22 protein-coding genes and 2 tRNA genes are annotated in these 25,117 nt (G+C 52.7%); 19 read left to right on the forward strand and 5 right to left on the reverse strand.

Annotated features, from left to right (window positions below; translation table 11 throughout):
• The first annotated feature begins 48 nt into the window (after positions 1 to 48).
• The gene (gene fepB, locus AC0IXH_RS20665; RefSeq protein WP_471720910.1) at positions 49 to 1,017 is read left to right on the forward strand and encodes a Fe2+-enterobactin ABC transporter substrate-binding protein; all 969 of its coding nucleotides are present in this window, start codon (positions 49 to 51) and stop codon (positions 1,015 to 1,017) included.
• On the opposite strand, the gene fes is transcribed toward fepB, so the two are convergent.
• Positions 982 to 2,220 (reverse strand): enterochelin esterase, encoded by a 1,239-nt coding sequence (gene fes, locus AC0IXH_RS20670; protein WP_134822854.1) that lies wholly within the window; start codon positions 2,218 to 2,220, stop codon positions 982 to 984. The two genes, fepB and fes, sit on opposite strands and share 36 nt — an antisense overlap.
• Positions 2,221 to 2,376: 156 nt before the next feature.
• Between fes and AC0IXH_RS20675 the strand changes: the two genes are divergently transcribed.
• Complete coding sequence (locus tag AC0IXH_RS20675) at positions 2,377 to 4,590, forward strand: TonB-dependent siderophore receptor (RefSeq protein WP_471720911.1); 2,214 nt, start codon at positions 2,377 to 2,379, stop codon at positions 4,588 to 4,590.
• Between the two features lie 34 nt (positions 4,591 to 4,624).
• Here AC0IXH_RS20675 and pmrB read toward each other — a convergent pair whose 3' ends face one another.
• The 3 genes from pmrB to dacB are packed head-to-tail and all read right to left on the reverse strand — an operon-like array spanning position 4,625 to position 7,778.
• Positions 4,625 to 5,680 (reverse strand): two-component system sensor histidine kinase PmrB, encoded by a 1,056-nt coding sequence (gene pmrB, locus AC0IXH_RS20680; protein ID WP_134822853.1) that lies wholly within the window; start codon positions 5,678 to 5,680, stop codon positions 4,625 to 4,627.
• On the reverse strand, positions 5,677 to 6,339 hold the full coding sequence (gene pmrA, locus AC0IXH_RS20685; RefSeq protein WP_013204028.1) for a two-component system response regulator PmrA: 663 nt from the start codon (positions 6,337 to 6,339) through the stop codon (positions 5,677 to 5,679). The genes pmrB and pmrA overlap by 4 nt, the downstream gene beginning before the upstream one ends.
• Positions 6,340 to 6,344: 5 nt before the next feature.
• Positions 6,345 to 7,778, reverse strand: coding sequence for a serine-type D-Ala-D-Ala carboxypeptidase (dacB, locus tag AC0IXH_RS20690; RefSeq protein ID WP_106381975.1), 1,434 nt, complete (start codon positions 7,776 to 7,778; stop codon positions 6,345 to 6,347).
• 248 nt (positions 7,779 to 8,026) lie between these two features.
• On the opposite strand from dacB, the gene greA reads away from it, so the two are divergent.
• Positions 8,027 to 8,503, forward strand: coding sequence for a transcription elongation factor GreA (gene greA / locus AC0IXH_RS20695; RefSeq protein ID WP_013204026.1), 477 nt, complete (start codon positions 8,027 to 8,029; stop codon positions 8,501 to 8,503).
• Positions 8,504 to 8,628: 125 nt separating this feature from the next.
• Here the strand turns inward: greA and yhbY are convergent, their stop codons facing one another.
• Positions 8,629 to 8,922, reverse strand: coding sequence for a ribosome assembly RNA-binding protein YhbY (gene yhbY / locus AC0IXH_RS20700; RefSeq protein ID WP_013204025.1), 294 nt, complete (start codon positions 8,920 to 8,922; stop codon positions 8,629 to 8,631).
• Positions 8,923 to 9,050: 128 nt separating this feature from the next.
• On the opposite strand from yhbY, the gene rlmE reads away from it, so the two are divergent.
• The 16 genes from rlmE (at position 9,051) to yrbN (ending at position 25,107) form a co-directional block, all read left to right on the forward strand.
• On the forward strand, positions 9,051 to 9,680 hold the full coding sequence (rlmE, locus tag AC0IXH_RS20705) for a 23S rRNA (uridine(2552)-2'-O)-methyltransferase RlmE (protein WP_053145041.1): 630 nt from the start codon (positions 9,051 to 9,053) through the stop codon (positions 9,678 to 9,680).
• 56 nt (positions 9,681 to 9,736) lie between these two features.
• The gene (ftsH, locus tag AC0IXH_RS20710; protein ID WP_013204023.1) at positions 9,737 to 11,671 is read left to right on the forward strand and encodes an ATP-dependent zinc metalloprotease FtsH; all 1,935 of its coding nucleotides are present in this window, start codon (positions 9,737 to 9,739) and stop codon (positions 11,669 to 11,671) included.
• 115 nt (positions 11,672 to 11,786) lie between these two features.
• On the forward strand, positions 11,787 to 12,623 hold the full coding sequence (folP, locus tag AC0IXH_RS20715) for a dihydropteroate synthase (protein ID WP_013204022.1): 837 nt from the start codon (positions 11,787 to 11,789) through the stop codon (positions 12,621 to 12,623).
• Between the two features lie 4 nt (positions 12,624 to 12,627).
• Positions 12,628 to 13,962, forward strand: a complete 1,335-nt coding sequence (gene glmM, locus AC0IXH_RS20720; RefSeq protein WP_013204021.1) for a phosphoglucosamine mutase — start codon at positions 12,628 to 12,630, stop codon at positions 13,960 to 13,962.
• Between the two features lie 220 nt (positions 13,963 to 14,182).
• Positions 14,183 to 14,515, forward strand: a complete 333-nt coding sequence (gene secG, locus AC0IXH_RS20725) for a preprotein translocase subunit SecG (protein WP_013204019.1) — start codon at positions 14,183 to 14,185, stop codon at positions 14,513 to 14,515.
• 54 nt (positions 14,516 to 14,569) lie between these two features.
• Positions 14,570 to 14,656 (forward strand) — tRNA-Leu (locus AC0IXH_RS20730).
• Between the two features lie 61 nt (positions 14,657 to 14,717).
• Positions 14,718 to 14,794: transfer RNA gene (locus AC0IXH_RS20735), tRNA-Met, on the forward strand.
• 212 nt (positions 14,795 to 15,006) lie between these two features.
• Positions 15,007 to 15,459, forward strand: a complete 453-nt coding sequence (gene rimP, locus AC0IXH_RS20740; RefSeq protein ID WP_041692438.1) for a ribosome maturation factor RimP — start codon at positions 15,007 to 15,009, stop codon at positions 15,457 to 15,459.
• Positions 15,460 to 15,483: 24 nt separating this feature from the next.
• Positions 15,484 to 16,971, forward strand: coding sequence for a transcription termination factor NusA (gene nusA / locus AC0IXH_RS20745; RefSeq protein WP_013204017.1), 1,488 nt, complete (start codon positions 15,484 to 15,486; stop codon positions 16,969 to 16,971).
• 24 nt (positions 16,972 to 16,995) lie between these two features.
• Positions 16,996 to 19,683 (forward strand): translation initiation factor IF-2, encoded by a 2,688-nt coding sequence (infB, locus tag AC0IXH_RS20750; RefSeq protein WP_013204016.1) that lies wholly within the window; start codon positions 16,996 to 16,998, stop codon positions 19,681 to 19,683.
• A gap of 69 nt (positions 19,684 to 19,752) precedes the next feature.
• Positions 19,753 to 20,169, forward strand: coding sequence for a 30S ribosome-binding factor RbfA (gene rbfA, locus AC0IXH_RS20755; RefSeq protein ID WP_013204015.1), 417 nt, complete (start codon positions 19,753 to 19,755; stop codon positions 20,167 to 20,169).
• On the forward strand, positions 20,169 to 21,113 hold the full coding sequence (gene truB, locus AC0IXH_RS20760; RefSeq protein ID WP_346567232.1) for a tRNA pseudouridine(55) synthase TruB: 945 nt from the start codon (positions 20,169 to 20,171) through the stop codon (positions 21,111 to 21,113). The genes rbfA and truB overlap by 1 nt, the downstream gene beginning before the upstream one ends.
• 108 nt (positions 21,114 to 21,221) lie before the next feature.
• Positions 21,222 to 21,491 (forward strand): 30S ribosomal protein S15, encoded by a 270-nt coding sequence (gene rpsO / locus AC0IXH_RS20765; RefSeq protein ID WP_013204013.1) that lies wholly within the window; start codon positions 21,222 to 21,224, stop codon positions 21,489 to 21,491.
• A 300-nt stretch (positions 21,492 to 21,791) separates the two neighbouring features.
• Positions 21,792 to 23,936 (forward strand): polyribonucleotide nucleotidyltransferase, encoded by a 2,145-nt coding sequence (gene pnp / locus AC0IXH_RS20770; RefSeq protein ID WP_013204012.1) that lies wholly within the window; start codon positions 21,792 to 21,794, stop codon positions 23,934 to 23,936.
• Positions 23,937 to 24,062: 126 nt separating this feature from the next.
• Positions 24,063 to 24,947 carry a lipoprotein NlpI gene (gene nlpI, locus AC0IXH_RS20775; RefSeq protein ID WP_013204011.1) on the forward strand — a complete coding sequence of 295 codons (885 nt, stop codon included), beginning with the start codon at positions 24,063 to 24,065 and terminating at the stop codon, positions 24,945 to 24,947.
• Between the two features lie 103 nt (positions 24,948 to 25,050).
• Positions 25,051 to 25,107, forward strand: coding sequence for a protein YrbN (gene yrbN / locus AC0IXH_RS20780; RefSeq protein WP_106382000.1), 57 nt, complete (start codon positions 25,051 to 25,053; stop codon positions 25,105 to 25,107).
• Positions 25,108 to 25,117 lie beyond the last annotated feature (10 nt).

A 25,117-nucleotide genomic window follows, 5' to 3' on the forward strand; every position in this document is an offset into this window, starting at 1 on the left:
TTCGATTTGCCATGTTTTGACATCGGCGCTTTGCCAACGAGCCTGATAATGACCTCTGCCTTCCTCACGCGTTACCCGCTACTGTTCAGCCTGCTTTTGATCCCCTTTCTCGCCCAGGCTGATGCCCGTCCTGACTGGCCGCGCCATCTTTCAACCTCAAAGGGGGAAGTTGTGCTTAAGCAGCCGCCGCGACGTATTGTTTCAACCAGCGTGACGCTTACTGGCTCATTACTGGCGATTGAAGCCCCGGTTATTGCCAGCGGGGTAACTCAGCCTGGAAAACGGCTTGCCGATGATCGGGGGTTCTTTCGTCAATGGGGCGATATTGCCAGCGCCCGCGGGGTAAAACCGTTACCCACAGGGGAAGCCAGTCTGGAAGCCATCGCCGCGCAGGATCCAGATTTGATCGTGGTCAGCGCAACGGGAAAAGACTCAGCTGTCACGCTGTATGACCGCCTTTCGCTGATTGCACCCACGCTGGTGATTAATTACGACCAGCAGAGCTGGCAGCAAACAGAGCGACAACTTGCAAAAGCCACCGGAAAGGAGACCGAAGCGGAGGCTTCTATTCAGTCATTTGCCAGACGAGTCGCTGCCGTCAAAGCGGCAATAGTATTGCCACCGCAGCCCGTCTCTGCACTGGTGTTCAATCCACAAAGTCAGGCCGCTAATCTCTGGACCCGCGACTCTGCGCAGGGGCAATTGCTGGAATCATTGGGGTTTACCCTGGCCACGGTGCCCGCTGAACTGGCTCAGGCGCAACGGAGGTTGCAACGCAAAGACATTATCCCACTCAGTGGCGAGAGCCTGGTGACGGGGATCAATGGGCAATCTGTATTGATGTTCGCCGCCGATCAATCTGGCAAAGTGGCACTGCTGTCTGCGCCTTTACTGGCGGCGTCGCCTGCCGTTCAGCATCAGCAGGTCTATACGCTGGGGAATGACAGCTTCCGCCTTGACTACTACAGTGCAAACCATCTTTTAACGCGACTTAGGGATCTCTTCGCTGCTCACTGAGTCGGACCATAACCACTTAAGTCCGTCCGTGATCCCTCCGCGCCAGCAGAGGGCATCATGACCGCCGTCAATCTCCCGAAAGCGGACATCAAGGCCAGCATCGACCAGCAGGGGATATAACTGCCGGTTCGAATCAAGAATGATTTTCTCATGCCAGCCTGCATCCAGTGCAATGCGTTGCCCGGGCATTCCGGCAATTCCCTTTACAACCTGTTGTATCAACAACCCTGTCGCTTGCTCAGGTTGGTGATCCCGGCGTGGCCACCAAAAAGATCCTGACTGACTAAGCGCACAGCCAAAGCGTTCAGGCCAGTTCAGCACCGCATACACCGCCGCGAGGCCACCAAAACTCTGTCCAACAACAACGGTATTTTTTGCTTGCCCGGAAAACGCGATTTTCCGCCGCAGTTCGGGTAACAATTCCTGTTGAATGGCCTGCCAGAAGAGCGGATTACAGGGGAGCTCTGCGGCTCTCAGCGAGTTATCCACCGAATCGATAAATATGTATACCGCTTCAGGCAGGTCTCCGCTGCGTGTCAGCGTTGCCAATGGCGCTGCAACAGGTTGACTCATTAGCCAAAATTTCCCGTCAAGCAGGATCACCAGTGGACGATGAAGGGGATTTTCTTCGCCGGTGGCCAGTATCGCCACGTCTCGGGTATTACCCAGTAACACGCTCTCCCAGCTCAAGTTCAGGGTTTCAAGCCGATTATCCTCAGTCTGCCACTCGGGTTGCGCTGGTGCTGCAGGCATATGCAGCGGAGACACCCAGTGACCACGTCCGTTTTGCCAGCCCGCCAGCGGATTGTAACGATCGGGTTGTGCCAGTGGGAATTTCTGCTGCCACCACTGTCTCAGGGAAAGCATCGAAAGCGGTTCGGCGGGCAACTCATCTGCGGTGTCAGGCATCAAAGAGTAACTGCCACGCCAGCCCTGGCTCAGGGACAGAGTGGTCTGCCAGACGTCGGTTCCAGCAATGCGCTTAAGAGAGTGGGGAAGCCCACCACGATGATGGTCGGTTATGCCGATAATGTTCAGCCAGACGTTGCGGATCGCCGAGTGGAACTCATCCCCGTCAGGATCGCGCCAGAGGAAAGTCACTAAGGCGTTTTTTCCCTTTTCCCTGGCGATAAATGGGGTGCCTTGTTGAGCGACAGATTGCCACCAGGCCTCTGTTCCGATTACAGATGTTAAAGCCGTCATAGATTATCAAACCACTGAGTGAACTTTCTGACAAAAATAGAAATGATTGTAATAATCGTATTGATAATTATTTGCATTTGCAATAGTGTGTTGCCGCACTTTTGCCAATTTGGCCCGGGTAATTTTGAAGGGCATATTTGTAGGGAAACAGGCTTCATGACCAGATTTTCACGCTTATCACTGACGATTCTCGCAGGACTGGGAGGCGTCGCGCTGGCTCAGGCAGACACCGTTGATGCCAATGGTGGCACGCTGATGGTGACGGCCGCGCAGCAGACGCTTCAGGCGCCAGGCGTTTCGACCATTACGGCCGACGAAATCAAAAAACGTCCTCCCGCCAGAGATCTCTCTGAAATCATTCGGACCATGCCAGGCGTCAACCTGACCGGCAACTCAACCAGCGGACAGCGCGGTAACAACCGTCAGATTGATATTCGTGGCATGGGTCCAGAAAACACGCTTATCCTGATTGACGGTCTGCCCGTTTCCAGCCGCAACTCGGTACGGTTAGGCTGGCGTGGCGAGCGTGATACGCGTGGAGACACCAACTGGGTTCCACCTGAAATGGTCGACCATATTGAGGTGATTCGCGGGCCTGCCGCAGCGCGCTATGGTAACGGCGCCGCAGGTGGCGTGGTGAATATTATCACTAAGCAGGCCAGTAATGAGTGGCATGGTGCCTGGAATAGCTATCTGAATATGCCGGAGCATCGCTCTGAAGGATCGACCAAACGCACCAACTTCTCACTCAGTGGGCCGCTCTCTGATGCCGTCAGCTTTATGCTGTATGGCAACCTCAGTAAAACGCAGGCTGATGCGCAGTTTATCAATGAAGGGCATCAGTCACTGAGAACCGGCACGTATGCTGATACGGTGCCGGCAGGGCGGGAAGGGGTGGAAAATAAAGATATCCACGGCAAATTGCGTTGGGAGTTTGCGCCACGCCAGGTACTGGAATTCAGTGCAGGCTACAGTCGGCAAGGAAATCTGTACGCCGGAGACACGCAAAATACCAATACCAGCGCACTGGTGCAGGACAACTATGGCAATGAGACTAACCGTCTCTACCGTCAGGACTTCGCCACCACGTGGACAGGCGTGTGGGATAACGGCATCAGCACCCGCAGTTATGCGCAGTATGAAAACACGCGTAACAGCCGGATGAACGAAGGGCTGGCAGGCGGTACGGAAGGGATTTTCTCCGACAGCGGCTTCTCCACCATCCAGCTGGATGACGTATTGTTGCACAGTGAAATCAGCGTTCCTTTTGAGCTGTTGGTCAATCAGACCGCAACGTTTGGCGTCGAATGGAATCAGCAACGCATGAAAGACGGGGCTTCCAATACTCAGGCGCTGTCCGGCGGTAACATTGAAGGGATCGGAAGCAGCAACCGCAGCCCTTACTCCTCTGCAGAAATATTCTCGTTGTTTGCTGAAGACAATATCGAGCTCACTGACAGTACCACGCTGGTGCCCGGTTTGAGATTTGATCACCACAGTATTGTCGGTGATAACTGGAGTCCTTCGTTGAACCTTTCACAGGCGCTGGACGATGACTTCACCCTGAAGCTGGGCATTGCCCGCGCCTACAAAGCACCGAGCCTTTACCAGACCAATCCAAATTACGTCCTGTACAGCCGTGGGCAAGGCTGTGCAGACAGTGCCGGCGCCTGCTATCTGATGGGAAATGACGACCTCAAAGCAGAAACCAGCATTAACAAGGAAGTGGGGATCGAGTATAAGCATGAAGGCTATCAGGCCGGGATCACCTGGTTCCGCAATGATTATCGCAATAAAATTGAAGCCGGCTATCAGCCAAGTGGCACCTCAACTTCAGGCGGTACTGATATCTACCAGTGGGAGAATGTGCCCAAAGCGGTAGTGGAAGGGCTGGAGGGGACGGTTAACCTGCCGCTGACTGAATCAGTAAGCTGGAACAACAATCTGACCTATATGCTGCAAAGCAAAAACAAAACGACAGGCGACCGCTTATCAATCATCCCGGAATATACCCTTAACTCGACGCTGGCCTGGCAGGCCACAGACGCGCTTTCCCTGCAAAGCACCCTGACCTGGTACGGTCGACAGACGCCGAAAAAATATAACTACAAGGGAGAGTCAGTCAGCGGGACGGAGCAATCGACGGTCAGTCCCTACTCCATCGTTGGCTTGAGCGGCACCTACGATGTGAACAATTACGTGAGCGTCACTCTTGGCGTGGATAACGTGCTGGATAAACGTCATTTCAGGGAAGGGAATGCACAAACAACCGGTAATGCCACGACCAATGCGTATATGTATGGCGCAGGGGCGAACACCTATAACGAATCAGGCCGGACCTGGTATATGGGCCTGAACACGCATTTCTGAGGATGGTGGCGGTGGGGACGGACCCCCACCACGGCTAATTCAGATTTTGCGGCAACCAGCAGGTGGCATTGAGCCCACTTCGATCCTCTCGGTTGGTTAATCGCAACTCACCGTGATGGATCTGCGCGATGCGCAGCACAATATTCAGTCCCAACCCACTGCCGCCATAACGTTGATCCATCCTGCGAAACGCTTTTGTCAGGTCGGCTGCCGCTTCAGGATCAATACCTGGCCCTTCATCTCTGACAGTGAAACGGCTGCCGCCGTTTTCACTTTCTGCCAACAAACTGATATGGCTGCCTTCCGGGCTGTATCTCGAGGCATTCTCCAGCAAATTGCGCACCATCAATCGCAACAGAACGGCATCGCCTTCAGCTTCAAGCGACAGGTCACCTGAGACCTCCAGCGTCTGCTGGCGCAGCAATAACATCTCAACCATTTCCTGCTGCAATGGCTGGAAGACACTTTCCCAGCTGACCACCTGATAATGACCACCGGCCAGAGCCTGACCTGCACGGGACAGCATCAGCAGTTGCTCAATGACATGCATTAGCTGGTCGATGCGTTTCACTAACATCGGACCCTGGGTAACACCCTGTTGCTCCAGCAGTTCAAGGTGAAGCCGTAATCCGGCAAGCGGTGTGCGCAGCTCATGGGCGGCATCAGCGGTGAAAAGCCGCTCTTGCTGCAAGGTATGATCGAGCCTGCCCAGTAACTGGTTCAGGGCGCGGGTCACTGCAGCAATTTCATCCATGTCAGAGAAATTAGGCAGCGGCGTGAGATTATCTGCAGAACGCTCAGACAAGCTGTTCTGCAATGACTTTAACGGGCGAATGATCCAGCTGATCGCCCAGAAAGAGAGTAGCAGCGTGAAGCAGACCATCACCACAGAAGGCAGTAACAGTGAGGCTATCGCTTCGCGGATTTCATTTTCGACTCGCTCATTGCGGGCGTGAGCAGAGAGCGTTTCGTTAACCAGGAAACTGATCTGTTCGCGGCTTTCATGCCACAGCCAGGCTGCGCTCATCATCTGACAGGACAGCAGGATCAATGCCAGCATAATCAGCAAACGCCGACGCATACTGTTCAAGTGCGTTCTTCCAGACGATATCCTACGCCACGCACCGTCTTGATGCGGTCTTTGCCCAGCTTGCGGCGCAAGTTGTGAATATGCACCTCAAGCGTGTTAGAGCCGGTATCATCCTGCCAGCTATAAAGATCTTGTTGCAGCGTTTCACGATGCACCGTCTGACTGATGCGCATCAATAGACGCGTCAGCAGCGCAAACTCTTTCGGCGTCAGCTCAACAGGCTGATTGTCTATATAAACTTGCTGAGAAGACAGGTTAAGGGAGAGATCGCCCTGTTGCAGCAGGTTATCGCTGCGACCCTGATAGCGGCGAATCAAAGCCCGAACTCTGGCCTTCAATTCGGCCAGCGCGAAGGGTTTAACCAGATAATCATCGGCACCGGCATCCAGTCCATCAACCCGATCCTCTAAGGCATCACGGGCAGTGAGGATCAGCACCGGCAGATCGATAGTCTCTTTACGCCACTGCCGCAGCAGCTGCCTGCCGTCCCGATCCGGCAACCCAAGATCGAGAACAATCAGGCTGTACTGGCCGCTTTGCAGCAGAGCACAGGCTTCAGCGCCATTCTTAGCCGCATCCACCGCATACCCTTCAGTCGTCAGCGCCTGAACCAGTCCGCCCAACAGCAAAGCATCATCTTCAACAACCAGTAGTTTCATAATTGTCAGTTATTTTGGTAAACATCCTTATAAAGCCGGCTCTCAAAGCGGACCAGCGGAATACGTCGCTGGCGCTGATCTTCCGGCGGAACGGCATAGCCAGAAAGATACTGGACGAATGCCACGCGCTGCCCGCTGGCTGTCGTCATAAAGCCAGCAAGGTTATACACACCCTGCAATGAACCGGTCTTGGCTGATACCTTTCCGTCGACGCCTGCTTCATGAAGACCACCACGATAGCGTAACGTTCCGTCGTAGCCTGCGAGAGGCAACATGGAAATGAAATTCAGCTGTTGATCATTTTGTGCAATGTATTGTAACGCTTGCATCATGGTCGCCGGGGAAATCAAATCGTGCCGTGAAAGCCCCGAACCGTCTACCTGAATGCTGTTGCCCAGATCGACATTCGCCTTTTGCTTCAGTATCTGACGCACGGCATCAGAGCCGGCGCGCCAGGTGCCAGGGACGCCAAATCGCTCATGTCCAATGGTGCGGAACACGGTATCGGCAATCATATTGTCCGACTTCTTCAGCATGATCTTCAGCAGATCGTGTAAGGGTGCAGACTGCGTTTCTGCCAGCACGTTAGCTGGCTGCGTGACCTGAGTCTGACGCAGTAAATGGCCGGAATAATCGATATCGGCTGCCTGCAACTCCGCTTTTAACAGGGCACCGGCATAGCTAGCGCCATCCTGAATAGCAAAGGCCAGCGGCAAGGGTTCGGCACGCTGGGTCATACATCCGGTCAGGGTGAAGCGGTTTAATTCGCCTGGCACCACATCCAGCTCACAATACTGTGCATCCGGCGAGCCTTTCGCCAGCGTTCGCACCTGGCTAAACATACTGACCGGATAATAGGAGGCCACGCGGATAAACGCCTTGTCACCTGGATTCGGTGCGCTGTAGAGCGATACCGAGAAGCAGTTACGGTCAACAATGGCAGCGGCTGGCGGCGCACTAAAGCACTGCGTCAGGTCATTCCACGGCCAGCCTGGGGCTTCGTCGTGGCTGGCAAATACCGACGTATCAATCACCAAATTGCCCTGAATATGCTTCACACCCTGCTTTTTCAGCGTGGTGACCATATTGCGCAAGTCCTGACGCGTCAGCGTCGGATCGCCACCAAAACGGGCCACCAGATCGCCTTGCAGCGTGCCATCATTAATGGTGCCTTTGCTTTCCAGTTGCGTATGAAAACGGTAGTCCGGGCCAAGCTGAAGCAGCGCCGCCAGGGCGGTCAACACTTTCATCGTACTGGCCGGCAGTGCCATCTGTTTACTGTGGTAGTCAATTGAAGGCGTGGTTGCGCCTATTTTCTGCACAATCAGCGCCAGGTTTGCGCCATCAGGTAAATATTGGGTGTAGTCTTCAACCGAAGCAGCGTGGGCATTCAGCATAAATGCGCAGGCTAAACCGGTAACAATTCGTGAAAATCGCATAATCTCGCGTTTACTGACAGGTGATGCTGACATACTACGGTGCATCGTTGTGGAAAGTAAACGATGACCCATAAGGAACTCTGGGTTAAAATACGTATCAAAATGCAAAACCTCCAGGCCCTGAGCTTCCCTTTGGGTCTGGTTTATTTCGTTTGAAATTCAGTGGCAAGCGCCGCAGAACGCTTTTTCTGCATGAACCTGTCAGGATGACGAAATTTTGCACAGGACAGAGTTTACGAGGTATTGAGATGAATCAGATTCCGATGACGTTAAGGGGCGCGGACAAACTGCGCGAAGAGCTGGAAGAGCTGAAAACCATTAAACGCCCCCGAATTATTGCCTCAATTGCAGACGCACGTGAGCACGGCGACTTAAAAGAAAACGCTGAGTATCACGCAGCGCGCGAAGAGCAGGGCTTCTGTGAAGGTCGTATCCAGGAGATCGAGGCAAAACTGTCTAATGCTCAGGTAATCGACGTCACCAAAATGAACGCGAACGGTCGGGTGATCTTCGGTTCAACCGTCAAGGTATTGAACCTGGATACTGACGAAGAGTCGACTTATCGCATCGTGGGCGATGATGAGGCTGATTTTAAGCAAAATCTGATTTCTGTGAACTCGCCAATGGCGCGCGGCCTGATTGGCAAAGAAGTTGATGATGTGACGATCGTGAAAACACCCGGCGGCGACGTCGAGTATGAGATTTTGAAGATAGAATATCTCTGATTTCTGCTACGCTGAAACTATCACGCGTATTGTAAAGAAAGGAAAAAGGCCGCTATGCGGCCTTTTATCAACATCAGGAGCGTGTCACCTTCTCCAGTCTAAGTTTCAGAATTGTTACCTGATCCTCAGCGCGGAAGGGAGATCTTGCGTTCCTTCGTTGGACGGTACAGTACCAGCATCTTGCCGATAACCTGCACGTTTGCTGCTTTGGTTTCGCGCACGATAGCCTCAACAACCAGTGCTTTCGTTTCACGGTCTTCCGTGGCGATTTTCACTTTGATGAGCTCGTGGTGCTCCAGTGCTTGTTCGATCTCGGCTAGCACCCCTTCGGTCAAACCATTGTTGCCCAGCATGACAACGGGCTTCAGCGGATGGGCCAGTCCTTTCAGGTGCTGTTTTTGTTTGGTACTCAGATTCATCGTATTTTTTACTTACATTGGGATTGAAAACGGGTCATTCTACCGCCATCTCTGGTGTATCACCAAATCGGCTTTGCTGATTTGCGCGGTTTATTTATCGCATGCGTTGAATCATAGTTGGAAATTGTATGACTGGTAAAAAGCGTTCGGCCAGTTCCAGCCGCTGGCTGCAGGAACACTTTAGCGATAAATATGTGCTTCAGGCACAGAAAAAAGGGCTGCGTTCTCGCGCCTGGTTTAAACTCGATGAAATACAGCAAGGTGACAAGCTGTTCAAACCTGGCATGACCGTCGTCGATCTGGGTGCTGCACCCGGAGGTTGGTCTCAATATGTGGTAACGCAGATTGGGTCAAAAGGCCGTGTTATTGGTTGTGATATCCTGCCGATGGATCCTATCGCCGGTGTCGATTTCCTCCAGGGCGATTTTCGTGATGAACTGGTCATGAAAGCGTTGCTGGAACGAGTAGGTGACAACAAAGTACAGGTTGTGATGTCCGATATGGCTCCCAACATGACAGGAACGCCAGCAGTTGATATTCCACGTGCAATGTATTTAGTTGAGCTTGCACTGGAAATGTGTCGTGATGTATTGGCACCTGGCGGCAGTTTTTTAGTAAAAGTGTTTCAGGGAGATGGCTTTGAAGATTACCTCCGGGAAATTCGCTCCCTGTTTACGAAAGTAAAAATTCGTAAGCCGGACGCTTCGCGCTCTCGTTCGCGTGAAGTGTACATTGTAGCGACAGGGCGCAAACTATAGTACCCTACGCTGTCTGTTAACACAGTTGTAATAAGAGGTTAATCCCCTTGAGTGACATGGCGAAAAACCTAATTCTTTGGTTAGTCATCGCGGTCGTGCTGATGTCTGTATTCCAAAGCTTTGGGCCCAGCGAGTCGAATGGCCGTAGGGTTGACTATTCAACCTTCCTGTCAGAAGTGAACCAGGATCAGGTCCGCGAGGCACGTATTAACGGGCGTGAAATCAACGTTGTCAAAAAAGACAGCAACAAATACACGACTTACATTCCTGTCAACGATCCCAAGTTGCTTGATAACCTGTTGACTAAAAATGTGAAAGTGGTTGGCGAACCGCCAGAAGAACCGAGCCTGTTGGCGTCGATCTTCATCTCATGGTTCCCAATGCTATTGCTTATTGGTGTCTGGATCTTCTTCATGCGCCAGATGCAGGGCGGGGGCGGCAAAGGGGCAATGTCCTTTGGTAAAAGCAAAGCCCGCATGCTGACGGAAGATCAGATCAAGACAACCTTCGCTGATGTTGCCGGTTGCGACGAAGCGAAAGACGAAGTGGCTGAGCTGGTTGAATACCTGCGTGAGCCAAGCCGTTTCCAGAAACTGGGCGGTAAAATTCCGAAAGGCGTTCTGATGGTCGGGCCTCCGGGTACCGGTAAAACGCTGCTGGCGAAAGCCATCGCCGGTGAAGCTAAAGTGCCTTTCTTCACTATCTCCGGTTCTGACTTCGTTGAAATGTTCGTTGGTGTGGGTGCATCCCGTGTTCGCGACATGTTTGAACAAGCCAAGAAAGCCGCGCCTTGCATCATCTTTATCGATGAGATCGATGCAGTCGGTCGTCAGCGTGGCGCTGGTTTAGGCGGTGGTCACGATGAACGTGAGCAGACGCTGAACCAGATGCTGGTTGAGATGGATGGTTTTGAAGGTAATGAAGGCATCATCGTCATCGCCGCGACTAACCGTCCAGACGTACTTGACCCGGCGCTGTTGCGTCCAGGCCGCTTTGACCGTCAGGTTGTTGTAGGCTTGCCAGACGTTCGAGGCCGTGAGCAGATCCTGAAAGTGCATATGCGTCGCGTTCCATTAGCGACCGACATTGAAGCATCCGTTATTGCCCGTGGTACGCCAGGCTTCTCAGGTGCCGATTTGGCTAACCTGGTCAACGAAGCTGCGCTGTTTGCAGCCCGTGGTAACAAACGCGTTGTGTCGATGGTTGAGTTCGAAAAAGCGAAAGACAAGATCATGATGGGTGCGGAACGTCGCTCCATGGTGATGACAGAATCGCAGAAAGAGTCGACGGCCTACCACGAAGCCGGTCACGCGATCATTGGTCGCCTGGTGCCGGAGCATGATCCGGTGCACAAAGTGACCATCATTCCTCGTGGCCGTGCATTAGGTGTGACCTTCTTCCTGCCTGAAGGCGACGCGATCAGCGCCAGCCGTCAGAAACTGGAAAGTCAGATTTCTACCCTTTACGGTGGCCGTCTGGCAGAAGAGATCATCTACGGTGTTGAGCGTGTTTCTACCGGTGCTTCTAACGACATCAAGGTAGCCACCTCAATAGCGCGTAACATGGTAACGCAATGGGGCTTCTCAGAGAAACTGGGCCCGCTGCTGTATGCTGAAGAAGAGGGTGAAGTATTCCTCGGTCGTTCAGTGGCTAAAGCGAAGCACATGTCTGATGAGACCGCGCGTATCATTGACCAGGAAGTGAAATCACTGGTTGAAGGTAACTATCAACGTGCACGTCGTATTCTGAACGAAAACATGGACATTCTTCACGCGATGAAAGATGCGCTGATGAAGTATGAAACCATTGATGCTCCACAGATCGATGACCTGATGGCACGCCGTGAAGTGCGTCCACCACAGGGTTGGGAAGATCCGGGCAGCACCAATAATTCTGACAGCAACGGTACGCCTAAGGCGCCGCGCCCGGTTGATGAACCGCGCACGCCTAATCCTGGTAACACCATGTCAGAGCAGCTGGGCGACAAGTAATTTACTTGTTCGTTTAAGCTCACTCCAAACCCCGGCGCTGTCCGGGGTTTTTTATATCTACAATTTCATTACCCGGTCCAACTGACCTGCTGAACCCGTTTGGAGACTTACCGTTATGAAGCTTTACGCCAGAGACACCATCCTCGATCTTTCCCATCCTCATGTGATGGGGATCCTGAATGTGACCCCGGATTCTTTCTCTGATGGCGGCAAGCATAACGATTTGGTTCAGGCGCTGACCCATGCCAACGAAATGATCAATGCCGGTGCCACCATCATTGATATCGGCGGCGAATCCACGCGTCCTGGCGCATCGGAAGTCAGTGTAGAGCAGGAGCTGGAACGGGTTATTCCGGTGGTTGAGGCTATTTCTCAACGTTTTGAAGTGTGGATTTCGGTCGATACATCAAAACCAGAGGTGATCCGGGAATCGGCAAATGCGGGTGCGCACATCATCAATGATATCCGTTCACTGCAGGAGCCCGGTGCTTTGGAAGCGGCGGCGGCAACGGGCCTGCCGATTTGTCTGATGCATATGCAGGGCGATCCGGCCACCATGCAACAATCGCCGAAGTACAAACAGCTGCTGCAGGATGTGGACGCCTTTTTTGTGCAGCACATCGCCAGATGCGAAGCCGCCGGGATCAAAAAAGAGCAGTTGATCCTCGACCCGGGATTCGGTTTCGGTAAGAATCTGTCCCACAATTATCAGTTGCTGGCCCATCTGGCTGATTTTCACCGGTTCGGCCTGCCACTGCTGGTCGGCATGTCCCGTAAAAGTATGATTGGGCAACTGCTGAATGTTGGCCCGTCGCAGCGGCTGACAGGCAGTCTGGCCTGCGCGGTAATCGCCGCGATGCAAGGCGCGCACATCCTGCGCGTTCATGATGTTAAAGAAACCGTCGAAGCGATGCGCGTCGTCGAAGCAACACTGTCAGCGAAGGAAGAGTAACGCTATGAGCAACCGTAAGTATTTTGGTACCGATGGCATCCGCGGCAAAGTGGGTGAGTCTCCTATTACACCTGACTTCGTGCTGAAGCTTGGCTGGGCAGCGGGTAAGGTGCTGGCACGCAATGGCTCAAAGAAAATTATCATCGGTAAAGATACGCGCATTTCTGGCTACATGCTGGAGTCGGCCCTTGAGGCAGGCCTGGCGGCGGCAGGGTTATCGGCAGCCTTTACCGGACCGATGCCAACCCCAGCCATTGCCTATCTGACCAGAACCTTCCGTGCCGAAGCGGGGATTGTGATTTCGGCTTCGCACAATCCGTTTGACGATAACGGTATCAAGTTCTTTTCCATCGAAGGCACCAAGCTGCCAGATGACGTGGAGGAGGCGATCGAAGCGGAGATGGAGAAACCGATCACCTGCGTTGAATCTGCAGAGCTGGGACGTGCCAGCCGCATTGTCGATGCAGCCGGCCGCTACATCGAGTTTTGCAAAGGTACCTTCCCAAGCGAACTCAGCCTGAATGGCATGAAGATTGTGGTGGACTGCGCCAACGGTGCGACCTACCACATCGCGCCAAACGTCCTGCGTGAACTCGGCGCGACGGTGATCACCATTGGTGTTAATCCTGATGGGATGAACATCAACAAAGAGTGTGGCGCCACCGATGTCCGCAAGCTGCAGGAACGCGTGTTGTCGGAGAAAGCGGACGTGGGGCTGGCCTATGATGGCGATGGCGATCGCATCATGATGGTGGACCATCTGGGCCATAAAGTGGATGGCGATCAGATCCTGTATATCATTGCCCGTGAAGGCTTACGTCAGGGACAACTGCGCGGTGGTGTCGTCGGTACGCTGATGAGCAACATGGGGCTTGAACTGGCGCTTAAGCAACTGGGTATTCCGTTTGCGCGTGCAAAAGTGGGCGACCGCTACGTGCTGGAAAAACTGCAGGAAAAAGGCTGGCGTCTGGGCGCTGAAAACTCCGGCCACGTCATCCTGTTGGACAAGACAACTACCGGTGACGGTATCGTGGCAGGTTTGCAGGTACTCACTGCGATGGTGCGTAACCACATGACTCTGCACGATCTGTGCAGCGGCATGAAGTTGCTGCCACAAATCCTCGTTAACGTGCGCTTCAGTGGAACAACCGATCCGCTGGAAGATGCAACGGTCAAAACGGTCACTGCAGAAGTCGAAAAAGAGCTGCAGGGTCGTGGACGTGTGTTGCTGCGTAAATCAGGCACTGAACCGCTAATCCGCGTGATGGTTGAAGGCGAAGATGAAGCGCAAGTGACGGCGCTGGCACACCGGATTGCCGATGCGGTGAAGGCGGTCTGATAAGCCAGAAAAGGACGGTAGATGAGTGATTTACCAGCAATTCATTGCTCATTTGCCGTTTTTTTCCGCAATCAGATGCCTGGTGCTAAATTGCCCTTGCGCAGTCAGGCGGCTTTGGTTAGTATTCACACCCGCTTCTGATGGGTAGTGACAACGCTATCTCTCTAACTGGTTTGAAGCTTTTTGATGTGCGGCTACCGCGCAAGGAAACAGGTTAATTATGTACGAAGCTCTCTTAGTTGTTTTCCTTATTGTTGCAATCGGCCTTGTAGGTTTGATCATGCTTCAGCAAGGTAAAGGCGCTGATATGGGCGCGTCATTTGGTGCAGGCGGTTCGGCAACGCTGTTTGGTTCTAACGGTTCAGGTAACTTTATGACCCGTATGACCGCAGTATTGGCAACACTGTTCTTCATCATTAGCTTGATTCTGGGTAACCTCAACTCCAATAAGACTCAGAAAGGAAGCGAGTGGGAAAATCTGACTCAGCCTGCACAGTCGCAGCAGAGCCAGCCAGCTAAACCGGCAACCCCGGGTAGCGATATCCCACAGTAAGCAGTAAATGCAGTGATTTCGACACGACAGAAATAAAAAAGTCGTCACTTTAGTGCCGTGGTGGTGGAATTGGTAGACACGCTACCTTGAGGTGGTAGTGCCCGCATGGGCTTACGGGTTCAAGTCCCGTCCTCGGTACCAAACTTCAGTATTGCTTGCGTTTTACGCAAGATCGGCGTAGTATTTGCCACGTTATTTCGGACGCGGGGTGGAGCAGCCTGGTAGCTCGTCGGGCTCATAACCCGAAGGTCGTCGGTTCAAATCCGGCCCCCGCAACCACTTTCCCTTAGAGTTCTTTTTCAAATATACTGTATGCATCGAACGGCGCATCTCAGCAGATTTTGAAAAAAATTCTTTTGGATTGTGCCGAACCGCCAGATTTTTGGCGTACAGGGTCCAGTCGCATAAAGCCCCGATTTATCGGGGTTTTTTGTTATCAGGAAACAGCATACTGGGCTATTAAGCCCTTTTTTTATGTCTTGGGGGTGGCCTTGTCCACATTAGAGCAAAAATTAACTGAGCTGATCACAGCACCTGTAGAGGCGCTGGGCTACGAACTGGTCGGTATCGAGTTTGTACGCGGTCGTACATCGACGTTGCGCATCTATATTGATAGTGAAAATGGCATCAATGTTGACGATTGTGCTGATGTTAGCCACCAGGTAAGTGCCGTATTCGATGTCGAAGACCCGATTACTGTCGCTTATAACCTTGAAGTCTCCTCACCAGGCCTTGAGCGCCCACTCTTTACCGCTGCGCATTACGCACAATTTATTGGCGAAGAAGTGAGCCTGGTGCTGCGTATGGCCGTTCAAAACCGCCGCAAATGGCAGGGAATCATTAAATCTGTAGAAGGTGAAATGATCACTGTTGCTGTTGAGGGTAACGACGAAGTGTTCGCGCTGAGCAACATTCAGAAAGCGAACCTGGTTCCCCACTTTTAAAAGTCCGGATTGAGGCATACCAGGATGAACAAAGAAATCTTAGCTGTAGTTGAGGCTGTGTCGAACGAGAAATCACTCCCGCGCGAAAAGATTTTCGAAGCGCTGGAGAGCGCACTGGCCACGGCGACCAAGAAAAAATACGAGCAGGAAATTGAAGTCCGTGTCAGCATTGACCGCAAAAGCGGCGATTTCGACACCTTCCGCCGTTGGGTTATCGTTGACGAAGTGACTATGCCAACGCGTGAAATCACGCTGGATGCAGCTCGCTACGAAGACGAAGCGCTTAATCTGGGCGAATACGTAGAAGACCAGATCGAATCTGTGACCTTCGACCGTATCACCACCCAAACCGCGAAACAGGTTATCGTGCAGAAAGTGCGCGAAGCTGAACGTGCGATGGTTGTCGATCAGTTCCGTCAGCAGGAAGGTGAGATCATCACCGGCGTGGTTAAGAAAGTTAACCGCGACAACATCTCTCTGGATCTGGGCAGCAACGCAGAAGCCGTCATCATTCGTGAAGACATGCTGCCACGTGAAAACTTCCGTCCGGGCGACCGTATTCGTGGTGTTCTGTACGCAGTGCGTCCAGAAGCGCGCGGTGCTCAGCTGTTTGTCAGCCGTTCCAAGCCGGAAATGCTGATCGAACTGTTCCGCATTGAAGTGCCAGAAATTGGCGAAGAAGTGATTGAGATTAAAGCCGCCGCGCGCGATCCGGGCTCACGTGCCAAGATTGCGGTGAAAACCAACGACAAACGTATCGACCCAGTTGGTGCATGCGTCGGTATGCGTGGTGCGCGAGTTCAGGCAGTATCCAGTGAGCTGGGTGGCGAGCGTATTGATATCGTACTGTGGGATGACAATCCTGCGCAGTTCGTGATCAATGCCATGGCCCCTGCGGATGTTGCCTCTATCGTGGTGGATGAAGATAATCACACCATGGATATCGCTGTTGAAGCCGGTAACCTGGCTCAGGCGATTGGCCGTAATGGTCAAAACGTACGTTTAGCCGCACAGCTGAGTGGCTGGGAGCTAAACGTAATGACGGTCGACGATCTGCAGGCGAAGCACCAGGCTGAAGCCCATGCTGCCATCGACGTCTTTACCAAGCATCTCGATATTGATGAAGACTTTGCTACCGTTCTGGTTGAAGAAGGTTTCTCTTCTCTTGAAGAACTGGCATATGTTCCGATCAACGAGCTGTTGGAAATTGACGGTCTGGATGAAGAGACAGTAGAAGCGCTGCGCGATCGTGCGAAAAATGCGTTAACAACCCTGGCGCTGGCGAAAGAAGAGAGCCTGGGCGACAACCAGCCGGCAGAAGATTTGCTGAATCTGGAAGGTCTTGATCGTGAGCTGGCATTCAAGCTGGCAGCGATTGGCGTCTGTACGCTGGAAGATCTTGCCGAACAGGGTGTTGACGACCTGACAGATATTGAAGGCCTGAACGATGAACAGGCTGGTGAGCTGATTATGGCTGCACGCAATATCTGCTGGTTCGGCGACGACGCGTAATAAACTGTAGCAGGAAGGAACAGCATGACAGATGTAACTGTAAAATCGCTGGCCGCAGAGATTCAGACACCGGTAGAACGCCTGGTACAGCAGTTTGCTGATGCAGGGATCCGCAAGTCTGAAACTGATTCTGTGACGCAGCAGGAAAAAGAAACGCTCCTGACCCATTTGAATCGCGATCATAACGGCGGTTCAGGTAAACTGACTCTGCAGCGCAAGACGCGCAGCACCTTGAATGTTCCCGTTACCGGGGGCAAAAGCAAGTCAGTACAAATTGAAGTCCGCAAAAAGCGCACCTATGTAAAAGGCGATCCTGCAGAAGCTGAACAGGCTGAAGCAGAAGAGCAGGCACAGCGTGAAGCGGAAGAACTGGCTCGTCGTGAGGCTGAAGAAAAAGCCAAGCGTGAAGCCCAAGACAAAGCGAAGCGTGAAGCCGAGGAGCAGGCTAAACGTGAGGCAGCTGATAAAGCCAAACGTGAAGCAGCGGAAAAAGATAAAGTGAGCAATCAACCTACTGATGAAGTAATCCGGGCAACGCAGTCTGACAAAGCCCGTCGCGAAGCAGAAGCTGCAGAACTGAAGCGTAAAGCCGAAGAAGAAGCGCATCGCAAGATTGAAGAAGAAGCGAAGCGCGTAGCGGAAGAGGCTCGTAAAATGGCAGAAGAGAAAGGCACCGAGTGGACTGAGGTTAAAGAAGTTGAAGATACTTCTGATTACCACGTAACCACTTCTACCCACGCCCGTGCGGCTGAAGACGAAAACGATGCGAAGGTTGAAGGCGACCGTCGTACCCGTGCAGTCCGCCCGGCTAAAGCGCCACGCTCCAAGAAAGGCAACAAGCATTCTGAAGCGAAAACTGACCGTGAAGAAGCGCGTGCGCAGGTTCGCGGCGGTAAAGGCGGCAAGCGCAAGCCAAGCACCCTGCAACAGGGCTTCAACAAGCCAGTGCAGGCTGTTAACCGTGACGTGATCATCGGCGAAACCATCAGCGTAGCCGAACTGGCTAACAAGATGGCGGTGAAAGGTTCCCAGGTCATCAAAGCGATGATGAAAATGGGCGCCATGGCCACCATTAACCAGGTTATCGATCAGGAAACTGCCCAGCTGGTAGCGGAAGAAATGGGTCACAAAGTGACGCTGCGCCGTGAGAATGAGCTGGAAGAAGCGGTAATGAGCGATCGTGATACTCATGCGCTGCAGGAATCCCGTGCACCGGTCGTGACCATCATGGGCCACGTTGACCACGGTAAAACCTCTTTGCTGGATTATATTCGCTCCACTAAAATCGCCTCTGGCGAAGCGGGCGGCATTACTCAGCACATCGGTGCATACCACGTTGAAACTGACACCGGTATGATCACCTTCCTGGATACCCCGGGACACGCCGCGTTTACCGCAATGCGTGCTCGTGGTGCTCAGGCGACTGACATCGTTATCCTGGTCGTTGCGGCAGATGATGGCGTGATGCCACAGACTATCGAAGCTATCCAGCACGCAAAAGCGGCGAAAGTGCCGGTTGTTGTTGCGGTGAACAAAGTTGATAAGCCAGATGCCGATCCGGATCGTGTTAAAAACGAACTGACCCAGTACGGAATCATTCCGGAAGAGTGGGGCGGCGAGAACATGTTCGTGAACGTGTCTGCGAAAGCCGGTACCGGTATTGATGACCTGCTTAACGCCATCCTTCTGCAAGCAGAAGTGCTGGAACTGAGCGCGGTTCGTCAGGGTATGGCAAGCGGTGTGGTTATCGAATCCTTCCTGGATAAAGGTCGTGGTCCGGTTGCTACCGTGCTGGTACGTGAAGGTACGCTGAATAAAGGCGATATCGTTCTGTGCGGCTTCGAGTATGGCCGTGTGCGTGCGATGCGTGACGAATTGGGTCGCGAAGTGACTGAAGCTGGTCCTTCGATTCCTGTTGAGATCCTTGGCCTGTCAGGTGTTCCTGCCGCCGGTGATGAAGCAACGGTTGTTCGTGACGAGAAGAAAGCCCGTGAAGTTGCACTGTATCGTCAGGGCAAATTCCGTGAAGTTAAGCTGGCTCGTCAGCAGAAATCTAAACTGGAGAACATGTTTGCGAACATGACCGAAGGTGAAGTTTCTGAACTGAACATCGTGCTGAAAGCTGACGTTCAGGGTTCTGTCGAAGCTATCTCCGACTCGCTGCTGAAGCTGTCCACTGATGAAGTGAAAGTGAAAATCGTGGGTTCAGGCGTAGGTGGTATCACCGAAACTGACGCCACGCTGGCCGCGGCTTCTAACGCTATCCTGCTGGGCTTCAACGTGCGTGCCGATGCTTCTGCTCGCCGCGTAGTGGATACCGAAAGTCTGGATCTGCGTTACTACTCCGTGATCTATAATCTGATCGACGAAGTTAAGCAGGCGATGAGCGGTATGCTGGCGCCTGAGTACAAGCATCAGATTACTGGTCTGGCTGAAGTGCGTGACGTGTTCAAATCACCTAAGTTCGGCGCTGTTGCTGGCTGTATGGTGACTGAAGGTAACATCAAACGTCACAACCCAATCCGCGTACTGCGTGACAACGTGGTTATCTACGAAGGCGAGCTGGAATCCCTGCGCCGCTTCAAAGATGACGTCAACGAAGTCCGTAACGGCATGGAATGTGGTATCGGCGTGAAGAACTACAACGATGTGCGTGTTGGCGATATGATCGAAGTCTTCGAGATTATCGAGATCCAACGTACTATCGATTAATGGTCGCCTGAAAACAGTGACTTATTTGGGAGGCCGTTGTGCCTCCCGAATTATTTGGAGAGTATTATTATGGCGAAAGAATTTGGTCGCCCACAGCGTGTCTCTCAGGAATTGCAGAAAGAGATTGCTGTTATTCTGCAGCGTGAGATTAAAGATCCCCGTCTGGGCATGATGGTTACCGTATCAGGCGTCGATTTGTCTCGCGATCTGGCCTATGCCAAAGTATTTGTGACCTTCCTGAACGACAAAGACGAAGACGCTATCAAAGGCGGTCTGCGTGCACTGGGTGATGCTTCTGGCTACATCCGTTCACTACTGGGCAAAGCGATGCGTCTGCGCATCGTCCCTGAACTGACCTTCTTCTACGACAACTCGTTGGTCGAAGGGATGCGCATGTCTAACCTGGTGACCAATGTGGTCAGAAACGATGTTGAACGTCGTGGACCGCAGGAAGAACAGGAAGAAGAAGACAAGAAGGAAGACTGATGAGCCGTCCTCGTCGTCGCGGACGTGACGTCCACGGTGTTCTGCTGCTGGACAAACCGCAGGGGCTGTCGAGTAATGATGCCCTGCAGAAAGTGAAGCGGTTGTTCACAGCAAACCGTGCTGGCCACACCGGCGCGTTAGATCCTCTGGCGACCGGCATGCTGCCGATCTGCCTTGGCGAAGCCACCAAATTTTCTCAGTATCTACTGGACTCAGATAAACGTTACCGCGTGATTGCCCGTCTGGGTCAGCGCACGGATACGTCTGATGCTGATGGCGCGATTATCAGCGAGCGTCCGGTGACCGTTACTGAAGAACAACTGGCGCAGGCATTGGACAGCTTCCGTGGGGAAACCCAGCAGGTGCCGTCGATGTATTCCGCGCTGAAGTACCAGGGGCGTAAGCTGTACGAATATGCCCGCGAAGGCATTGAAGTCCCGCGTGAAGCCCGCAGCATTACGGTTTACGAGTTACAGTTTATTCGCTGGGAAGGCGATGAGCTGGAGCTGGAAATCCACTGTTCCAAAGGCACCTATATCCGCACCATTACCGACGATCTCGGTGAGATGCTGGGTTGCGGCGCGCACGTTATCTATTTGCGTCGTTTGCAGGTTGCGACCTATCCGATCGCCAGTATGGTGACGCTGGAACAGTTGGCTGAACTGAGTGAAGAAGCTTACCGTACGGAACGCACGCCGGCAGAATTGCTTGATGCGTTGCTGATGCCGATGGACAGCCCGGCAGCCGCGTATCCGGCGGTTAATCTGCCGCTGGCGGTGTCAGCTTACTTCCGCCAGGGCATGCCGGTGCAGGCGGTTAATGCGCCTTCTTCCGGCCTGGTTCGCGTGACGGAAGGTGAAGAGCAGAAGTTTATTGGCATGGCAGAAATTGCCGATGACGGTCGCGTGGCGCCACGCCGTCTGGTTGTAGAATATTCCGACTAGTCATTTGCGTAAGCTTCTGGCTAAGAGTAGAATGGCGCGGCTTTACCATTGGGTTGCTGAATTAGAGATCGGCGCCTGTACATTTATCTTATAATTTGGAGTTGTATCATGTCTCTAAGTGTTGAATCTAAAGCGCAGATCGTAGCTGATTACGGTCGTGACGCGAATGACAGTGGTTCTACCGAAGTTCAGGTTGCTTTGTTGACTGCACAGATTAACCATCTGCAGGGTCACTTCTCTGAGCACAAAAAAGACCACCACAGCCGTCGCGGTCTGCTGCGTATGGTTTCTCAGCGTCGTAAGCTGCTGGATTACCTGAAGCGTAAAGACGTTGCACGTTACACCAGCCTGATCGAGCGTCTGGGTCTGCGTCGCTAGTCTTAGAGTTTGCCAGGTCGTTTCGGTGCATTCTGATGTACCGAAATGATGGGTTGGCAGATTCGTGCGAGTTTCGCTAAAAAGGGGCCTTTATGGCCCCTTTTTTTAGGCGAGCGGCAGCATTTCAAGCCAAACTATTGTATTGTTGCTGGGTGTGATCTTCAGTTGCAGAGGTTCGCGCGGCTAATGAGAGGCTTTGTCCCATAAGGGATTAGGGTTGTCATTAGTCGCGAGGATGCAGATGAGGATTTAAAATTAACGGCAGGGTCAGTGCCTTGCCAGTACGTTAAGGACATAATTTTGCTGAACCCGATCGTAAAAAAATTCCAGTATGGTCAGCATACCGTCACCATTGAGACCGGTATGATGGCTCGCCAGGCAACGGCAGCCGTAATGGTAAGCATGGACGACACCGCTGTGTTCGTTACCGTTGTAGGCAAAAAGACCACTAAGCCAGGCCAGGACTTCTTCCCGCTGACCGTTAACTATCAGGAGCGTACTTATGCTGCTGGTCGTATTCCGGGTAGCTTCTTCCGTCGCGAAGGCCGTCCAAGCGAAGGTGAAACCCTCATCTCTCGTCTGATTGACCGTCCGGTTCGTCCGCTGTTCCCGGAAGGGTTCATCAACGAAGTCCAGATTATTGCCACCGTGGTCTCCGTAAACCCACAGGTTCACCCGGATATCGTGGCATTAATCGGTGCCTCTGCCGCACTGAGCCTGTCAGGTCTGCCTTTCAATGGTCCAATTGGTGCCGCTCGCGTGGGCTACCTTAACGATCAGTACGTGCTGAACCCAACGACCGATGAGCTGAAAGAAAGTAAGCTGGATCTGGTTGTAGCGGGTACTCAGGGCGCGGTTCTGATGGTTGAGTCTGAAGCTGAACTGCTGAGCGAAGATCAGATGCTGGGCGCAGTGGTGTTCGGCCACGAGCAGCAGCAGGTTGTGATCGACCAAATCAACGCGCTGGTTGCCGAAGCAGGTAAACCGCGTTGGGACTGGAAGCCAGAAGCTGTCAACGAATCATTACAGACCCGTATTGCTGCGCTGGCTGAATCTCGCCTGAGCGAAGCTTACCAGATCACTGAAAAACAAGAGCGTTATGCTCAGGTTGGCGTGATCAAGTCTGAAACTACCGCAGCACTGCTGGCGGAAGACGCTAGCCTTGATGACAACGAAATCGGCGATCTCCTGCATGCGCTTGAGAAAAACGTGGTTCGTAGTCGTATCCTGAGCGGCGCTCCGCGTATCGATGGTCGCGAAAAAGACATGATCCGTGGTCTGGATGTGCGCACTGGCGTTCTGCCACGTACTCACGGTTCCGCGCTGTTCACCCGTGGTGAAACTCAGGCACTGGTTACCGCAACGCTGGGCACCGCCCGTGATGCGCAGAACCTGGATGAGCTGATGGGTGAGAAGACCGACAGCTTCCTGTTCCACTACAACTTCCCTCCGTACTGCGTAGGTGAAACTGGCATGGTTGGGTCGCCTAAGCGTCGTGAGATTGGTCACGGTCGTCTGGCTAAGCGTGGCGTACTGGCAGTAATGCCTAAAGCTGACGCGTTCCCATACACCGTGCGTGTGGTGTCAGAAATCACTGAATCAAACGGCTCTTCTTCAATGGCTTCCGTCTGTGGTGCTTCACTGGCACTGATGGACGCAGGCGTACCAATCAAAGCAGCCGTAGCCGGTATTGCGATGGGTCTGGTAAAAGAAGGCGAGAACTTTGTGGTTCTGTCTGACATCCTGGGTGACGAAGATCATCTGGGCGACATGGACTTCAAAGTAGCCGGTAGCCGTGAAGGTATCACCGCGCTGCAGATGGACATCAAAATTGAAGGTATCACCCGCGAAATCATGCAGGTGGCTCTGAACCAGGCTAAGGGTGCGCGTCTGCACATTCTGGGCGTGATGGAACAGGCTATCAGCACGCCGCGTGGCGACATCTCTCAGTTCGCACCACGTATTCACACGATTAAAATCAGCCCGGACAAGATCAAAGACGTGATCGGTAAAGGCGGTTCTGTGATTCGTGCGCTGACCGAAGAAACCGGCACCACCATCGAAATCGAAGATGATGGCACGGTGAAAATCGCAGCGACCGACGGTGAGAAAGCGAAATATGCTATCCGTCGTATCGAAGAGATCACTGCAGAAATCGAAGTGGGCCGTATCTACAACGGTAAGGTTACCCGCATCGTTGACTTCGGTGCCTTCGTTGCTATCGGTGGTGGCAAAGAAGGTCTGGTTCACATCTCTCAGATCGCTGATAAGCGTGTAGAGAAAGTGACCGACTATCTGCAGATGGGCCAGGAAGTGCCGGTGAAAGTTCTGGAAGTTGATCGCCAGGGCCGCGTACGTCTGAGCATCAAAGAAGCGACTGAGCAGGCTGCAGAGCCTGAAGCAGCCGTGACTCCAGCAGCGCCTGAAGCTCCTGAAGCAGAATAAAGTCAGACCCTTAAGCTCTCCCTGCGAACAGGGAGAGCGGTATCATCGCGAGGACAGGACGACACCTTGTGCACGGCAGGCGGATGAAAGGATATTCATCCCATTGTTTGTCTTTGGGAGTGGGAAATGAAGCCTTTTTTACGCTGGTGTTTCGTTGCGACAGCTTTAACGCTGGCAGGATGCAGCAACTCGGATTGGCGTAAGAACGAGGTTCTGGCTGTTCCGCTGCAGCCTACGCTGCAACAGGAAGTGATTCTGGCACGTATGGAACAAATTCTTGCCAGTCGATCCCTTAGCGATGATGAACGCGCACAGCTGTTATATGAGCGCGGAGTGTTGTATGATAGTTTAGGTTTGAGAGCACTGGCGCGAAATGATTTTTCATTAGCGTTATCTGTCAGACCTGATATGCCTGAAGTATTCAATTACTTAGGCATATACTTAACGCAGGCAGGCAATTTTGATGCTGCCTATGAAGCGTTCGATTCTGTACTTGAGCTTGATCCAACTTACAATTATGCGCATTTAAACCGCGGTATCGCCTTATACTACGGCGGAAGGTATAAATTAGCGCAAGATGATCTGCTGGCGTTTTATCAAGACGATCCTAACGATCCTTTCCGCAGCTTGTGGCTCTATCTCGATGAAAGAGAGATGGACGCAGACAAGGCTAAAGTAGCGCTTCAACAGCGTTACGACAAAGCGGTCAGAGACCAATGGGGATGGAAAATTGTCGAGTTCTACCTGGGAAATATCAGTGAAAGTACACTGATGGACAGTCTCAAGGCAGACGCAACGGATAACACCTCGCTCGCTGAACATCTCAGTGAAACCAACTTCTATTTAGGTAAACATTACCTAAGTCTGGGGGAGAAGGACGACGCAGAAGCGTTGTTCAAGCTGACGGTCGCAAACAACGTTCACAACTTCGTTGAGCACCGATATGCATTGTTGGAGCTGGCCCTACTCGGCCAGACACAAGACGATTTATCAGAATCTGACCAGCAATAGCTGACGAACTACTATCGCCCTTTTTTCGAAATGTCATCATCTTAGCGGATGAGGGCTTTCTTGTTCGTCGAAACCACTAATTTGAGCCGGTTCACACTTTTTGATGAAAATGACTGAATGTTTTCACGACGAGTTATGTAGACTGGCCGCCGCAATCTAAGAGGCACGTG

Source organism: Erwinia sp. AC075 (assembly GCF_979253995.1).

Coding starts and splice junctions, on each gene's coding strand:
- nlpI (WP_013204011.1), top strand. CDS start 24,063: ATGAAGCCTTTTTTACGCTGGTGTTTCGTTGCGACAGCTTTAACGCTG.
- fepB (WP_471720910.1), top strand. CDS start 49: ATGACCTCTGCCTTCCTCACGCGTTACCCGCTACTGTTCAGCCTGCTT.
- greA (WP_013204026.1), top strand. CDS start 8,027: ATGAATCAGATTCCGATGACGTTAAGGGGCGCGGACAAACTGCGCGAA.
- glmM (WP_013204021.1), top strand. CDS start 12,628: ATGAGCAACCGTAAGTATTTTGGTACCGATGGCATCCGCGGCAAAGTG.
- AC0IXH_RS20675 (WP_471720911.1), top strand. CDS start 2,377: ATGACCAGATTTTCACGCTTATCACTGACGATTCTCGCAGGACTGGGA.
- pmrA (WP_013204028.1), bottom strand. CDS start 6,339: ATGAAACTACTGGTTGTTGAAGATGATGCTTTGCTGTTGGGCGGACTG.
- folP (WP_013204022.1), top strand. CDS start 11,787: ATGAAGCTTTACGCCAGAGACACCATCCTCGATCTTTCCCATCCTCAT.
- infB (WP_013204016.1), top strand. CDS start 16,996: ATGACAGATGTAACTGTAAAATCGCTGGCCGCAGAGATTCAGACACCG.
- nusA (WP_013204017.1), top strand. CDS start 15,484: ATGAACAAAGAAATCTTAGCTGTAGTTGAGGCTGTGTCGAACGAGAAA.
- ftsH (WP_013204023.1), top strand. CDS start 9,737: ATGGCGAAAAACCTAATTCTTTGGTTAGTCATCGCGGTCGTGCTGATG.
- yhbY (WP_013204025.1), bottom strand. CDS start 8,922: ATGAATCTGAGTACCAAACAAAAACAGCACCTGAAAGGACTGGCCCAT.
- fes (WP_134822854.1), bottom strand. CDS start 2,220: ATGACGGCTTTAACATCTGTAATCGGAACAGAGGCCTGGTGGCAATCT.
- rpsO (WP_013204013.1), top strand. CDS start 21,222: ATGTCTCTAAGTGTTGAATCTAAAGCGCAGATCGTAGCTGATTACGGT.
- truB (WP_346567232.1), top strand. CDS start 20,169: ATGAGCCGTCCTCGTCGTCGCGGACGTGACGTCCACGGTGTTCTGCTG.
- secG (WP_013204019.1), top strand. CDS start 14,183: ATGTACGAAGCTCTCTTAGTTGTTTTCCTTATTGTTGCAATCGGCCTT.
- rbfA (WP_013204015.1), top strand. CDS start 19,753: ATGGCGAAAGAATTTGGTCGCCCACAGCGTGTCTCTCAGGAATTGCAG.
- rlmE (WP_053145041.1), top strand. CDS start 9,051: ATGACTGGTAAAAAGCGTTCGGCCAGTTCCAGCCGCTGGCTGCAGGAA.
- dacB (WP_106381975.1), bottom strand. CDS start 7,778: ATGCGATTTTCACGAATTGTTACCGGTTTAGCCTGCGCATTTATGCTG.